Genomic DNA, 12,306 nt, shown 5'->3' on the forward strand with positions numbered 1-12,306 from the left:
CTGTCCGGCATCGAACCCCCCACCGAGCCGTCACAGGAGGCACACCCATGCATGTGCTCGCGCGACCGAAGGGCCGCCGACGCGGCCGCCTGCTGCCGAGTGTCAGAAGCGTCTGGACCATCGCGCTGGCCGCCGTCAGCGCGCTGCTCCTGACCGCCACCACCGCCACGGCCGCCGTCACCACCAACCAGACCGGCACCAACAACGGCTGGTGGTACTCGTTCTGGACCGACTCCCAGGGCACCGTCTCCATGGACCTGGGCTCCGGCGGCAACTACTCCACCCGTTGGAGCAACACGGGCAACTTCGTGGCCGGCAAGGGCTGGAGCACCGGCGGACGCAAGACCGTCAGCTACTCGGGCAGCTTCAACCCGTCCGGCAACGCGTACCTGACGCTCTACGGCTGGACCACCGGCCCGCTCATCGAGTACTACATCGTCGACAACTGGGGCACCTACCGGCCCACCGGCGAGTACAAGGGCACCGTCACCAGTGACGGCGGCACGTACGACATCTACAAGACGACCCGGTACAACGCCCCGTCCATCGAGGGCACCAGGACCTTCGACCAGTACTGGAGCGTCCGGCAGTCCAAGCGCACGGGCGGCACCATCACCAGCGGCAACCACTTCGACGCCTGGGCGAGCAAGGGCATGAACCTGGGCAGCCACAACTACATGATCATGGCCACCGAGGGCTACCAGAGCAGCGGCAGCTCCAACATCACGGTGAGCGAAGGCAGTTCCGGCGGTGGCGGTGGCGGCGGTGGTGGCGGCAACGGCGGCTGCAACGCGACCCTGTCCGCCGGCGAGAAGTGGGGCGACCGCTACAACCTCAACGTCTCGGTGAGCGGCTCCAGCAACTGGACGGTGACCATGAACGTGCCGTCCCCGGCGAAGGTCTCCTCGACCTGGAACGCCAGCGCGTCCTACCCCGACAGCCAGACCCTCGTCGCCAAGTCCAACGGCAACGGCAACAACTTCGGCGCGACGATCATGGCGAACGGCAACTGGAACTGGCCGACGGTCTCCTGCAGCGCAGGCTGACCCCCACGAGGAGGACCACCGCAGATGACCACCGGAAGAGTCCCCCGGTCCCTGCTGTCGGGACTGGCCGTCGCCGCGCTGACCCTGGCCGGTACCGCCACCGCCACCCTGGACGCCGCACCGGCACAGGCCGCCGCCTGCAACGGCTACGTCGGACTCACCTTCGACGACGGCCCGTCCACCGGCACCACCATGAACCTGCTCAACGCGCTGAAGCAGAACGGGCTGCGGGCCACGATGTTCAACCAGGGCCAGTACGCCGCCGCCAACCCCTCACTGGTCAGGGCCCAGGTCGACGCGGGCATGTGGGTCGCCAACCACAGCTACACCCACCCCCACATGACCCAGCTGAGCCAGTCCCAGATGGACTCCGAGATCGCCCGCACCCAGCAGGCGATCGCGGGCGCCGGCGGCGGCACACCGAAGTTGTTCCGTCCGCCGTACGGCGAGACCAACTCGACGCTGCGCGCGGTCGAGGCGAAGTACGGCCTGACCGAGATCATCTGGGACGTCGACTCGCAGGACTGGAACAACGCGAGTACCGACGCCATCGTGCAGGCCGCCTCCCGGCTCACAAGCGGCCAGGTGATCCTGATGCACGACTGGCCGGCCAACACCATCGCCGCGATCCCGCGCATCGCGCAGAACCTGGCCTCCCGGGGCCTGTGCGCGGGCATGATCTCCCCGCAGACCGGCCGCGCCGTCGCCCCCGACGGTTCCGGCGGCGGGGGAGGGGGCGGTGGCGGCGACACCGGAAGCTGCACCGCGACGCTGTCCGCCGGCAACCGGTGGGGCGACCGCTACAACCTCAACGTCTCGGTGAGCGGCTCCAGCAACTGGACGGTGACCATGAACGTGCCGTCCCCGGCGAAGGTCTCCACGACCTGGAACGTCAGCACCTCGTACCCCAACAGTCAGACCCTCGTCGCCAAGCCCAACGGCAGCGGCGACAACTGGGGGGTGACGATCATGGCCAACGGCAACTGGAACTGGCCGACCGTCTCCTGCAGCACCGGCTGAACCCGTGGCGGGCCGCGGCGCGTTGTGCGCCGCGGCCCGTTCACAGATGTTCGCGGAACCAGCCGGCGGCGAGCTCGGCGACCTGCTCCAGCGCGCCGGGCTCGGAGAAGAGATGGGTCGCGCCGGGCACCACACGGACCTCGTGCGCCGTGGACAGCCGGCCGGCGGCCTCCCGGTTGAGGCCGAGCACCGTGTCGTCGGCACCGCCCACGACGAGCAGCACCGGACATGACACCAGGGCGAGCGCGTCGCCCGCCAGGTCGGGGCGACCGCCCCGCGACACGACCGCCGACACCCTTTCCGGCCGCTCGGTGGCCGCCACCAGCGCCGCCGCCGCACCCGTACTGGCCCCGAACAGCCCCACCGGCAGATCCGCACCGTCCGGCCGCTGCTCCAGCCAGTCGACGGCATGCGCCAGCCGCCGGGCGAGCAGCCCGATGTCGAAGCGGTGCCGTCCCGTCGCGTCGTCCTCCCGCTCCTCCTCCGCCGTCAGCAGATCCAGCAGCAGCGTGCCGAACCCCGCGTCCCGCAGCGCGGCGGCGACCGCCCGGTTGCGCGGGCTGAGCCGTGAGCTGCCGCTGCCGTGCGCGAACAGCACGGTTCCGCGCGCTCCGGCCGGGATCACGAGATCGCCCGACAGCCCCGCCGCATCCGAGGGGACCGTCACGGATTCGGAGACCACGTGGTGTCCTCGACGGCACGGGCGGCGGGCAGCAGACCGCCGATGTCCTTGGGCAGCGCCGCGACCACCTTCTCCGTCAGCTCCGGAGCGAGCGCCGCGTCGAGCACCTCCAGTACGGCGGCGGCCTCCCGTACGGCACCGTCCTCGTCCGTCCGCGCGCGCCCGGCGATCCGTCCGGCGAACGTGGTCAGGCCGAAGCGCTCGCCCGAGGAGGAGTCCTTGGCCTCCCTCATGGGCGCGGCCAGAGTGGGCGGCAACTGGGCCGCCACATGCTCCGCCAGTCCGCCCGGCAGCCGCTCGGCCAGCGTGCTCAGCACCGCCCGGGTCGCTTGCTCGGACGTACCGCGATCCGGAAGCCGCGTAAGAGCCTGCACTTTCCCGATGAACTCGTCATGGTGCATATGAGGCCCCGTCCTCCCTCACGATGCGATCACGTCTCCACCGAGTACCCCACCGAACCCACTTTCAGCCCGCCCAACGAATGAGTCCGAGGCCCGGGGGGCAAACGCCTGGGACGGGGAGTGACGGCGTGGGCGCGGGGCCGGGCCGTCGGTGGGGCGCCCCGGGGCGGGGTGGGCCGGGAGGCGGTCCGGCAGGGGGTCCGGGGGCGAAGCCCCCCGGGGACGGGAACGGGAAAGGGCGGCGGGGGCGAAACAACAACGGCGAACCCGACGTACCGAAACCGCCCACAGCGGACGACCCGACAGTCCCCCCGCTAGGAAGACTCCCGCACCACCAACTCCGTAGGCAACGTCCGCTGCTGCCGAGGCGCGCCCTCCTGGGTGATCCCGGTGAGAATCCGGGCCATGGTCCGCCCGATCTCCTCCACCGGCTGCCGCACGGTCGTCAGCGGCGGCGCCGTGTGCCGCGCGAGGATGGAATCCTCGTACCCCACGACGGCGACATCCTCCGGCACCCGCAACCGCCGCCGGCGCAATTCGGCCAGCGCCCCCACCGCCATGAGGTCGGACGCGGCGAACACCGCGTCCAGATCCGGCGCGCGTTCAAGTAGCGAACGCATCGCCCGGCACGCACCCTCCTCCGTGAAGTCCCCCTCTTCGACCAGCAGTTCGTCCGCCGCCACCCCTGCCTCCCGGTGCGCGGTGCGCCACCCGGCGAGCCGGCTGCGGCCGACGTCCATGTCCAGCGGACCGGTGATCGTGGCGATCCGGGTCCGGCCGCGGTGCAGCAGATGCCGTACCGCGGCGGTCGCACCGCCCGCGTTGTCGGAGTTCACGTAGCTCAGCCGCTCGCCCGCATCGCGGCGGCCGGCCAGCACGGTCGGCAGGCCCATCTCCTCCAGCATGCCCGGCAGCCGGTCGTCGGCGTGCACGGAGACCAGCAGCACACCGTCCACCCGGTGCGTCGCCACGGTCTCCGTGAGCTGGTCCCGTTCCGCCTGGTCACGGACGAGCATCAGCTGCAGCTGGGTCCGGCTCTCCGCGAGCGCGCCGGAGACACCGCGGATCAGCGCGGCGAAGAACGGTTCCGAACCGAGCCGGCTCTCCGACTCGGGGATCACCAGGGCCACCGCGTTGGTGCGGTTGGTCACCAGACCGCGGGCGACCGAGTTGGGAACGTAGTTCAACTCCTTGATCGCGGCCAGCACCCGCTCACGGGCGTCGTCGCTGACGAGATCCGAGCCGTTGACGACGCGGGAGACCGTGGTGCGGCCCACGCCGGCGCGGGCGGCGACCGTTTTGATGGTCGGACGGCGGTTGCCGCTCATGTGCTCCCCCCTGTGCGGCCGCGGCGACGATGTCCGCCGCGGAGTTGACCTGCGGCAATTCTTGCAGACGCGGTCGCCGGCACAGCACCCCCCGGCGGCGGGACGAGGCACACGTAGCCGGATCCGAGGCGACGAGTTGGTTTCAAGTTATTGACAGACCTATCCGCCAGCCATGAGTCTTCGTTGCGCGGTGGGAACGTGCCCACCCCGAAATGGGCACGTTCCCATCCCTGTCAGAGCCGCTGTAGTCATCGCAGAACTCGTCACTCCGGTGTGTCAGCGCCGTCGCTAGGAGGAGATCCATGGGCACTTACGGTTCGTTGCGCAGGAAGGCGGTCGCGACAGTCGCGGCCGCCGGCGCGCTGGCACTGGTCGTCGGCTGCAGCGGCGGTGACGACTCGGCCACCGGCGGTGGCAAGAAGGACGGCAAGGTCACCATCACCATGGGCCTGTACGGCGTCATGGGCCTGAAGGAGACGGGCCTCCTGGAGCAGTACGAGAAGGAGAACCCGAATGTCGAGATCAAGGCCGACATCGCCGGTGACGAGCAGACGTACTACACCGCGCTGCAGACCCACCTCGCCGCCGGCAACGGTCTGAAGGACATCCAGGGCATCGAGATCGGCCGGGCCAAGGAGATCACCGAGACCCAGGCGGACAAGTTCGCCGACTTCGCCGACATGGCCGGCACCGACCACTTCCTGCCCTGGAAGGAGTCCCAGATCAGCACCGCGGACGGCAAGGTGCTCGGTCTGGGCACCGACATCGGCCCCATGGCGGTCTGTTACCGCAAGGACTACTTCGAGCAGGCCGGCCTGCCCACCGACCGTGAGGAGGTGGGCAAGCTCTGGGAGGGCGACTGGAGCAAGTACGTCGAGGTCGGCCGCACCTTCAAGAAGGACTTCAAGGGCGACAAGGTCGCGTTCACCGACTCGGCCAGCGGTCTGTTCAACGCCATGGTCTACGGCTACCCCGAGCAGTACTACGACGAGAAGGGGGAGCTGATCTACGACAAGAACCCGGCCGTGAAGGAGGCCTGGGGCCTGGCCTCGGACGCCGCCGAGGACGGGCTGACCGCCAAGCTCCGCCAGTTCCAGCCGGGTTGGGACCCCGGTCTGGCCAACGGCACCTTCGCGACCGCCGTCTGCCCGGCCTGGATGCTCAGCCACATCAGCGAGAAGGCCGGTGACGCCAACAAGGGCAAGTGGGACGTGGCCCGGGCACCCAAGGGCGCCAACTGGGGCGGCTCCTTCCTCGGTGTCGTCGAGCAGAGCCCGGTGAAGGAGGAGGCCAAGAAGCTCGTCGCCTGGCTGACCGCGCCGGAACAGCAGGCCCACATCTTCAAGGAGATCGGCAACATCCCGTCCTCCAAGGAGGCGTTGGAGAACCCGGATGTGAAGAACGCCACGTCGGAGTACTTCGACAACGCCCCGATCGGCCAGATCTTCGGTGCCGCCGCGCAGGAGATCCCGGACAAGCAGGTCCTCGGCCGCAAGGACGGCACGATCAAGGACACCTTCTCCCAGGGCCTGGCCCTGGTCGAGCAGGGCACCGCGCGTGACAAGGCGTGGAAGACCACCACGGAGCGCATCGAGAAGGCCGTCGGCTGACCCGACGTCTCTCCCGCGGCCACCCCGGCCCGCCGGGCCCTGTCACCGGACTCCCGCCTGCCACGCGAGTCCGGTGACGGGGCAGCACGCCGACGGGCCCGGGGCCCGGCTCACACATCCGTATCCAGGAAGGAAAAGTCCGGTGGCCACCTCCACCACCAAGGCCCTGACCGGCGAGGAGCCGCCGGGCACCACGGGCGACGGGAACACCCCCCGCCGGCGCGGCGCCCTGCTGCACCGGCTGGACGTCAAGGGCGCCCCGTACGCGTTCGTCGCGCCGTTCTTCGTCGTCTTCGCCGCGTTCAGCTTCTACCCCCTCGTCTACACGTCGTGGATCTCCCTGCACGACGTGGAACTGGCCACCCTCGACGTCATGGAGTGGGTGGCGTTCGACAACTACGTCGAACTCTGGGGCGATTCACGGTTCTGGAACGCACTGCAGAACACCATCACCATCGGCGTCATCTCCACGGTGCCGCAGCTGATGATGGCACTCGGCCTGGCCCACCTGCTCAACTACCGCATGCGCGCCTCGCTGTTCTTCCGCGTGGCCTCGCTGGTCCCCTACGCCACCTCGGTCGCCGCCGCCGCGCTCGTCTTCACCATGATCTTCGAGCGTGACTTCGGCATGATCAACTGGGCGCTCGGCTCGGTCGGCATCGACCCGGTGGACTGGGAGGCCGACAAGTGGCCCGCCCAGGCGGCCATCTCCACCATCGTCATCTGGCGCTGGACCGGCTACAACGCGCTGCTCTACCTGGCCGCCATGCAGGCCATTCCCGCCGAGCGGTACGAGGCCGCGTCCCTCGACGGGGCGTCCCGGTGGAAGCAGTTCACCCATGTCACCGTGCCCGGTATCCGCTCCACCATCGTCTTCACCATCGTGCTCTCCACGATCGGCGCCACCCAGCTGTTCGGCGAGCCGCTGATCTTCGGACAGGGCCCCAACGGAGTCACCGGCGGCGCCGACAACCAGTACCAGACGCTGGGCCTGCTGCTGTACGAGGAGGGCTGGAAGAACTACCAGATGGGCCGTTCGGCCACCGTCGCCTGGGCGATGTTCATGCTGCTCGTCCTCGCCTTCGTGGCGCAGCACCTGATCAAGCGCCTGCGTTCCCGTACGTCCTGACCTGGAGCCATCATGACCACTCACAGCCTCCCGGTCCGGACGGAGACACCGGCCCGGACCCCTGTCGAGAAGCCGGCCCGCGGCGGCCGGCGGCTGCTGCGCCCGGGCGCCGGCCGCCAGCACCACGCCGGCCCGCTCGCCTACGTCCTGCTCGTCGTCATGGCGGTGCTGTCGATCTTCCCGCTGTACTGGACGATGGTTGCCGCCTCCACCGACAACACCCGGGTCAGCCAGACCCCGCCGCCGTTCCTGCCGGGGCCGAACCTGTTCAGCAACCTCGCCCGCGCCTGGGACGAGGCCGCGATGGGCAAGGCCATGGTCAACAGCCTGATCGTGGCCGGCGTGATCGCCCTGTCCACGGTGATGTTCGCGACGCTGGCCGGATTCGCCTTCGCCAAACTGCGGTTCAAGGGACGCAACGTCCTGCTGATGCTGGTGATCGGCACCATGATGGTGCCGCCGCAGCTCGGCGTCGTACCGCTGTTCATGATGATGTCCGAGCTGGGCTGGTCGCAGCAGCTGCCGGCCGTCATCTTCCCCACCCTGGTGAGCGCCGTCGGCGTGTTCTTCATGCGGCAGTACCTGTCCGAGGCGCTGCCCGACGAACTCGTCGAGGCCGGCCGCGTGGACGGGGCGCATTCGCTGCGGATCTTCTGGAGCATCGTGCTGCCCATCGCACGGCCCGCGATGGCCGTGCTGTTCATGATCACGTTCGTGCACGCGTGGAACGACTTCTTCTGGCCGTTCGTGGTGCTCGACATGACCAACCCGACGGTCCCCGTCGCCCTCACCCAGCTCAGCGCGGGCTATGTCCGCGACCAGTCGCTGATCATGGCGGGCGCGCTGCTCGGCACGCTGCCGCTGCTGGCGATGTTCATCGTCTTCGGCCGCCAGATCGTCAGCGGCATCATGGCGGGCGCCGTCAAGGGCTGACCCGCACCTCCCCGCCAGGCCCCGCCGCCTGCGAACTCCCCTCACCCCGAAAGGATCTACGTGGTCACCGCACAGCAGACCGCGTCCGCCCCGGACGCCGCCCGCCCCTTCCCCAAGGGCTTCCTCTGGGGCTCCGCGACCGCCTCCTACCAGATCGAGGGGGCCGCCGCCGAGGACGGCCGTACACCGTCCATCTGGGACACCTACGCCCGCACGCCGGGCCGCGTACGCAACGGCGACACCGGTGACATCGCCACCGACCACTACCACCGCTGGCGCGAGGACGTCGCCCTGATGGCCGAACTCGGCCTGGGCGCCTACCGGTTCTCCCTCGCCTGGCCCCGGATCCAGCCCACCGGCCGCGGCCCCGCCGTGCAGAAGGGCCTGGACTTCTACCGCCGTCTCGTCGACGACCTGCTGGAGAAGGGCATCCAGCCCGTCGCCACCCTCTACCACTGGGACCTGCCCCAGGAGTTGGAGGACGCCGGCGGCTGGCCCGAGCGCGCCACGGCCGAGCGGTTCGCCGAGTACGCCGCCCTCGCCGCGGACGCCCTCGGTGACCGGGTGAAGACCTGGACCACCCTGAACGAGCCCTGGTGCAGCGCCTTCCTCGGTTACGGCTCCGGCGTGCACGCCCCCGGCCGTACCGACCCGGTCGCCGCGCTGCGTGCCGCCCACCACCTCAACCTGGGCCACGGCCTCGCGGTCCAGGCGCTGCGGGACCGTATCCGCGCCGACGCCCAGTGCTCGGTGACGCTCAACATCCACCACGTCCGCCCGCTCACCGGCAGCGACGCCGACGCCGACGCGGTCCGCCGGATCGACGCGCTCGCCAACCGGGTCTACACCGGGCCGATGCTGCAGGGCGCCTACCCGGAGGACCTGCTCAAGGACACCGCCGGGCTGACCGACTGGTCCTTCGTGCGCGACGGCGACCTCGCGCGGATCCACCAGCCGCTGGACTTCCTCGGCGTCAACTACTACTCGCCCACCGTCGTCTCCGAGGCCGACGGCAGCGGCACCCACAACTCGGACGGCCACGGCAACAGCACCCACAGCCCCTGGCCGGGCGCCGACAAGGTCGCCTTCCACCAGCCGCCCGGCGAGACCACCGCCATGGGCTGGGCCGTCGACCCCACCGGCCTGTACGACCTGCTGCGCCGACTGTCGGCGGACTTCCCGAAGCTGCCGCTGGTCATCACCGAGAACGGCGCGGCCTTCGACGACTACGCCGACCCGTCGGGGAACGTCAACGACACCGCGCGGATCGCCTATGTGCGCGGTCACCTGGCCGCCGTGCACCGGGCCATCGTCGACGGCTCGGACGTGCGCGGCTACTTCCTGTGGTCGCTGCTGGACAACTTCGAGTGGGCCCACGGCTACGGCAAGCGCTTCGGCGCCGTCTACGTGGACTACCCGACCGGCACCCGCATCCCCAAGGCCAGCGCCCGCTGGTACTCCGAGGTGGCCCGTACCGGAATCCTCCCCGGCGCCTGACGGAACGCGCGCGGTGGCGCACCCCGGGTGTGCCACCGCGCACAGGACGGCCTGAAGCACGGCCGATACGGCGACGCGACGCGATGTGGTGGTCGCCCGAAACATTCGGCACCGCGCGCCCGGCCTCCCCGCCGACGCGGTGCCGTACGCCGGGCCGGCCGCACTCGCGCGGCCGGCCCGGCGTTCACGTCTTCCGGGGAGCGGCCGTGCTCTGCCGTACCACCAGTCGGGTCGCCAGTTCGATGCGCTGGGCCGCGGTACCGGGGTCGTCCGGGCGCAGCAGCATCCGGGCGGCCTCCTCGGCCATGCTGCGCAGCGGCTGGTGGACCGTGGTGAGCGGCGGACTCGACCACTGCGCCAGCGGTACGTCGTCGTAGCCCACCACCGACAGGTCCTCCGGCACCCGCAGCCCCTTGACACGGGCCGCCTCCAGTACGCCGAGCGCCTGGAGGTCGCTGCCGGCGAAGACCGCGGTGGGCCGGTCCGGCCCGTCCAGCAGGTCCATGGCGTGCTCGAAGCCGCCCTGTACATGGAAGTCGCCGTAGCGTGTCAGCCGCGGGTCGGCCTCCAGCCCCGCCATCGCCATGGCCGAGCGGTAGCCGTCGAGGCGCGCCAGCGAGCACAGCATGTCCTCGGGCCCGGTGATGATGGCGACCCGCTCGTGCCCCTGGTCGGTGAGATGGCGGGTGGCGGCCAGACCGCCGGCCCAGTTCGCGGAGCCGACCGAGGGCACGTCCGGGTCGGGGTCCCCCGCCGGGTCGATGACGACGAACGGGATGACCGCCGCCCGCAGTCGGCGCTTGACGTCCTCCGGCAGCGTGGAGAAGACCAGCACGACACCCAGCGGACGGCGCTGCAGCACGCCCGGGAGCCAGTCCGCCGCAGGCGCGTGCCGGGTGCCGCTCTCGGTGAGCACCACCGTCGCGCGGTTCTCCTTCGCGACGTTCTCCACGCCCCTGATCAGCTCCATCGCCCAGATGCTCTCCAGTTCGTGGAACACGAGCTCGATGAGCGGGGAGCGGGACGCCGGCTGGCTGCGCCGGCGATAGCCGTGGAGCTCGAGGAGCCGCTCCACCTTGGCCCGGGTCGCGCGGGAGACATCCGAACGGCCGTTGAGGACCTTCGAAACTGTCGGCATCGAAACACCGGCCTCTTTCGCGACCGCGGCCAGGGTTACTCTGCCGCCCGCCTCGTTGTCTTCGTGCATACCCGCAGGATAGGGCACCGCTTGCTCGGTAACGGTTTGGGTGAGTACCGCTCCGACCGTTGACCGAAACACGGGTCTGACCTACTGTCCCACGGCATGGACTTTCGGTGATGATGCCGAAACTTTCGAAAGGCGAACGATGAAGACACGTGCGCGCTTGCCCAGACTGGTCGCCACCGGTGCGACGCTCGCCCTGGCACTGAGCCTCTCGGCCTGCGGTGACGGAAACGGCGGGGCGTCGGGGGACGACGGCAAGATCCATGTCCTGGTCTACGGGGACGCCACCAACAAGGTGGAGAAGAAGATCGTCGACACGTTCAACAAGACGTCCGACGTCAAGGTCGTCCTCGACACCATTCCCGGTGCCGACTACCAGCAGAAGCTGCAGACGATCATCAACACCCCGCAGGCCCCGGACGTCTTCTTCAACTGGGGCGGCGGCAGCATCAAGCCGTTCGTCAAGGCCGACCTGCTGCTGCCGCTCGACGACTTCATCAAGAAGAACCCGGAGCTGGAGAACAAGTTCCTGCCGTCCGTCTTCAACAACGCCGTGGTCGACGGCAAGCCGTACGGCATACCGATGCGCGGCACCCAGCCGGTCCTGCTCTTCCACAACAAGAAGGTCCTCAAGGACGCCGGCGTGCAGCCGCCGAAGACCTGGGACGAACTGCTCGACGCTGTCGGCAAGCTGAAGGACAAGGGTGTCACGCCGATCGCGCTCGGAGGCGGCGACGTCTGGCCCACGCAGATGTGGTTCCAGTACCTCTACGACCGTATCGCGGGACCGGGCCTGTTCGAGAAGGCCGTCGGCGGCGACAAGAGCGCCTGGGAGAGCGCCGACAGCAAGAAGGCCCTCGGCATGATCAGGGACCTCGTCGACAGCGGTGCCTTCGGCAAGAACTACGACTCCGTCAAGTACACCAACGGCGGCTCGGTGCAGCTGGTGGCCGCGGGCAAGGCCGGCTTCGAGCTCATGGGCTCCTGGTACTACTCCCAGCAGCTCACGGACCACCCGGAGTTCGCCGAGACGGGCCTCGGCTACACCGCCTTCCCCGCCGTCGAGGGCGGCAAGGGTGACGCGGCGAACGTTGCGGGCAACACCAACAACTACTACTCGGTGATGAAGAAGACCAAGCACCCCGAGGCCGTCGCCGAGTTCCTGAAGCTCATGTACTCGGACGACTTCGTCAAGTCGCAGCTGGACATCGGCAACCTGACGACCACGACCAACACCGACGGGTTCATCGACGGCTCGGCCACCCCCGAGTACTCGCGCTTCCAGTACGACCTCGTCGCCGACGCCCCCTCGTTCCAGCTGTCGTGGGACCAGGCGTACCCGCAGAAGGCGAGCTCGGACATGCACAAGGCCATCCAGCAGTTCTTCAACGGACAGCTCGACGCGGACGGCTTCATCAAGGCCATGCAGGCCCTCCCCACCGAGTGACGAACGGCT

General features: G+C 69.6%; 11 protein-coding genes. 7 read left to right on the top strand and 4 right to left on the bottom strand.

What is annotated here, in order from left to right; translation table 11 throughout:
• The first annotated feature begins 47 nt into the window (after nt 1-47).
• Nucleotides 48-1,046, top strand: coding sequence for a glycoside hydrolase family 11 protein (locus IF28_RS0128670; RefSeq protein WP_030226050.1), 999 nt, complete (start codon nt 48-50; stop codon nt 1,044-1,046).
• Nucleotides 1,047-1,070: 24 nt separating this feature from the next.
• On the top strand, nt 1,071-2,066 hold the full coding sequence (locus IF28_RS0128675) for a polysaccharide deacetylase family protein (RefSeq protein WP_030226052.1): 996 nt from the start codon (nt 1,071-1,073) through the stop codon (nt 2,064-2,066).
• A 40-nt stretch (nt 2,067-2,106) separates the two neighbouring features.
• Here the strand turns inward: IF28_RS0128675 and IF28_RS0128680 are convergent, their stop codons facing one another.
• The 3 genes from IF28_RS0128680 to IF28_RS0128690 all read right to left on the bottom strand — a co-directional run bounded on the left by IF28_RS0128680 (nt 2,107) and on the right by IF28_RS0128690 (nt 4,477).
• Nucleotides 2,107-2,748: a dienelactone hydrolase family protein gene (locus tag IF28_RS0128680; protein WP_030226056.1), complete on the bottom strand. Its 642-nt coding sequence runs from the start codon at nt 2,746-2,748 to the stop codon at nt 2,107-2,109.
• Nucleotides 2,730-3,149 (bottom strand): DUF2267 domain-containing protein, encoded by a 420-nt coding sequence (locus IF28_RS0128685; RefSeq protein WP_030226060.1) that lies wholly within the window; start codon nt 3,147-3,149, stop codon nt 2,730-2,732. Before IF28_RS0128685 ends, IF28_RS0128680 begins: the two co-directional genes overlap by 19 nt.
• A gap of 314 nt (nt 3,150-3,463) precedes the next feature.
• Entirely contained in the window at nt 3,464-4,477 is a 1,014-nt protein-coding gene (locus IF28_RS0128690; protein WP_030226063.1) for a LacI family DNA-binding transcriptional regulator, read from the bottom strand.
• 302 nt (nt 4,478-4,779) lie between these two features.
• On the opposite strand from IF28_RS0128690, the gene IF28_RS0128695 reads away from it, so the two are divergent.
• The 4 genes from IF28_RS0128695 (at nt 4,780) to IF28_RS0128710 (ending at nt 9,646) form a co-directional block, all read left to right on the top strand.
• Nucleotides 4,780-6,087, top strand: a complete 1,308-nt coding sequence (locus IF28_RS0128695) for an ABC transporter substrate-binding protein (RefSeq protein ID WP_030226066.1) — start codon at nt 4,780-4,782, stop codon at nt 6,085-6,087.
• Between the two features lie 142 nt (nt 6,088-6,229).
• Entirely contained in the window at nt 6,230-7,216 is a 987-nt protein-coding gene (locus tag IF28_RS0128700; RefSeq protein ID WP_030226069.1) for a carbohydrate ABC transporter permease, read from the top strand.
• Between the two features lie 12 nt (nt 7,217-7,228).
• Nucleotides 7,229-8,149 carry a carbohydrate ABC transporter permease gene (locus tag IF28_RS0128705; RefSeq protein WP_030226072.1) on the top strand — a complete coding sequence of 307 codons (921 nt, stop codon included), beginning with the start codon at nt 7,229-7,231 and terminating at the stop codon, nt 8,147-8,149.
• 60 nt (nt 8,150-8,209) lie between these two features.
• Nucleotides 8,210-9,646: a GH1 family beta-glucosidase gene (locus IF28_RS0128710; RefSeq protein WP_030226075.1), complete on the top strand. Its 1,437-nt coding sequence runs from the start codon at nt 8,210-8,212 to the stop codon at nt 9,644-9,646.
• Nucleotides 9,647-9,830: 184 nt separating this feature from the next.
• On the opposite strand, the gene IF28_RS0128715 is transcribed toward IF28_RS0128710, so the two are convergent.
• The gene (locus IF28_RS0128715) at nt 9,831-10,853 is read right to left on the bottom strand and encodes a LacI family DNA-binding transcriptional regulator (RefSeq protein ID WP_030226079.1); all 1,023 of its coding nucleotides are present in this window, start codon (nt 10,851-10,853) and stop codon (nt 9,831-9,833) included.
• Nucleotides 10,854-10,992: 139 nt separating this feature from the next.
• Between IF28_RS0128715 and IF28_RS0128720 the strand changes: the two genes are divergently transcribed.
• Nucleotides 10,993-12,297 (top strand): ABC transporter substrate-binding protein, encoded by a 1,305-nt coding sequence (locus IF28_RS0128720; RefSeq protein WP_030226082.1) that lies wholly within the window; start codon nt 10,993-10,995, stop codon nt 12,295-12,297.
• The last annotated feature ends 9 nt before the right edge of the window (nt 12,298-12,306 follow it).

It is taken from the genome of Streptomyces sp. NRRL WC-3626 (genome assembly GCF_000718785.1).
In the GTDB taxonomy this organism is placed as follows: domain Bacteria; phylum Actinomycetota; class Actinomycetes; order Streptomycetales; family Streptomycetaceae; genus Streptomyces; species Streptomyces edwardsiae.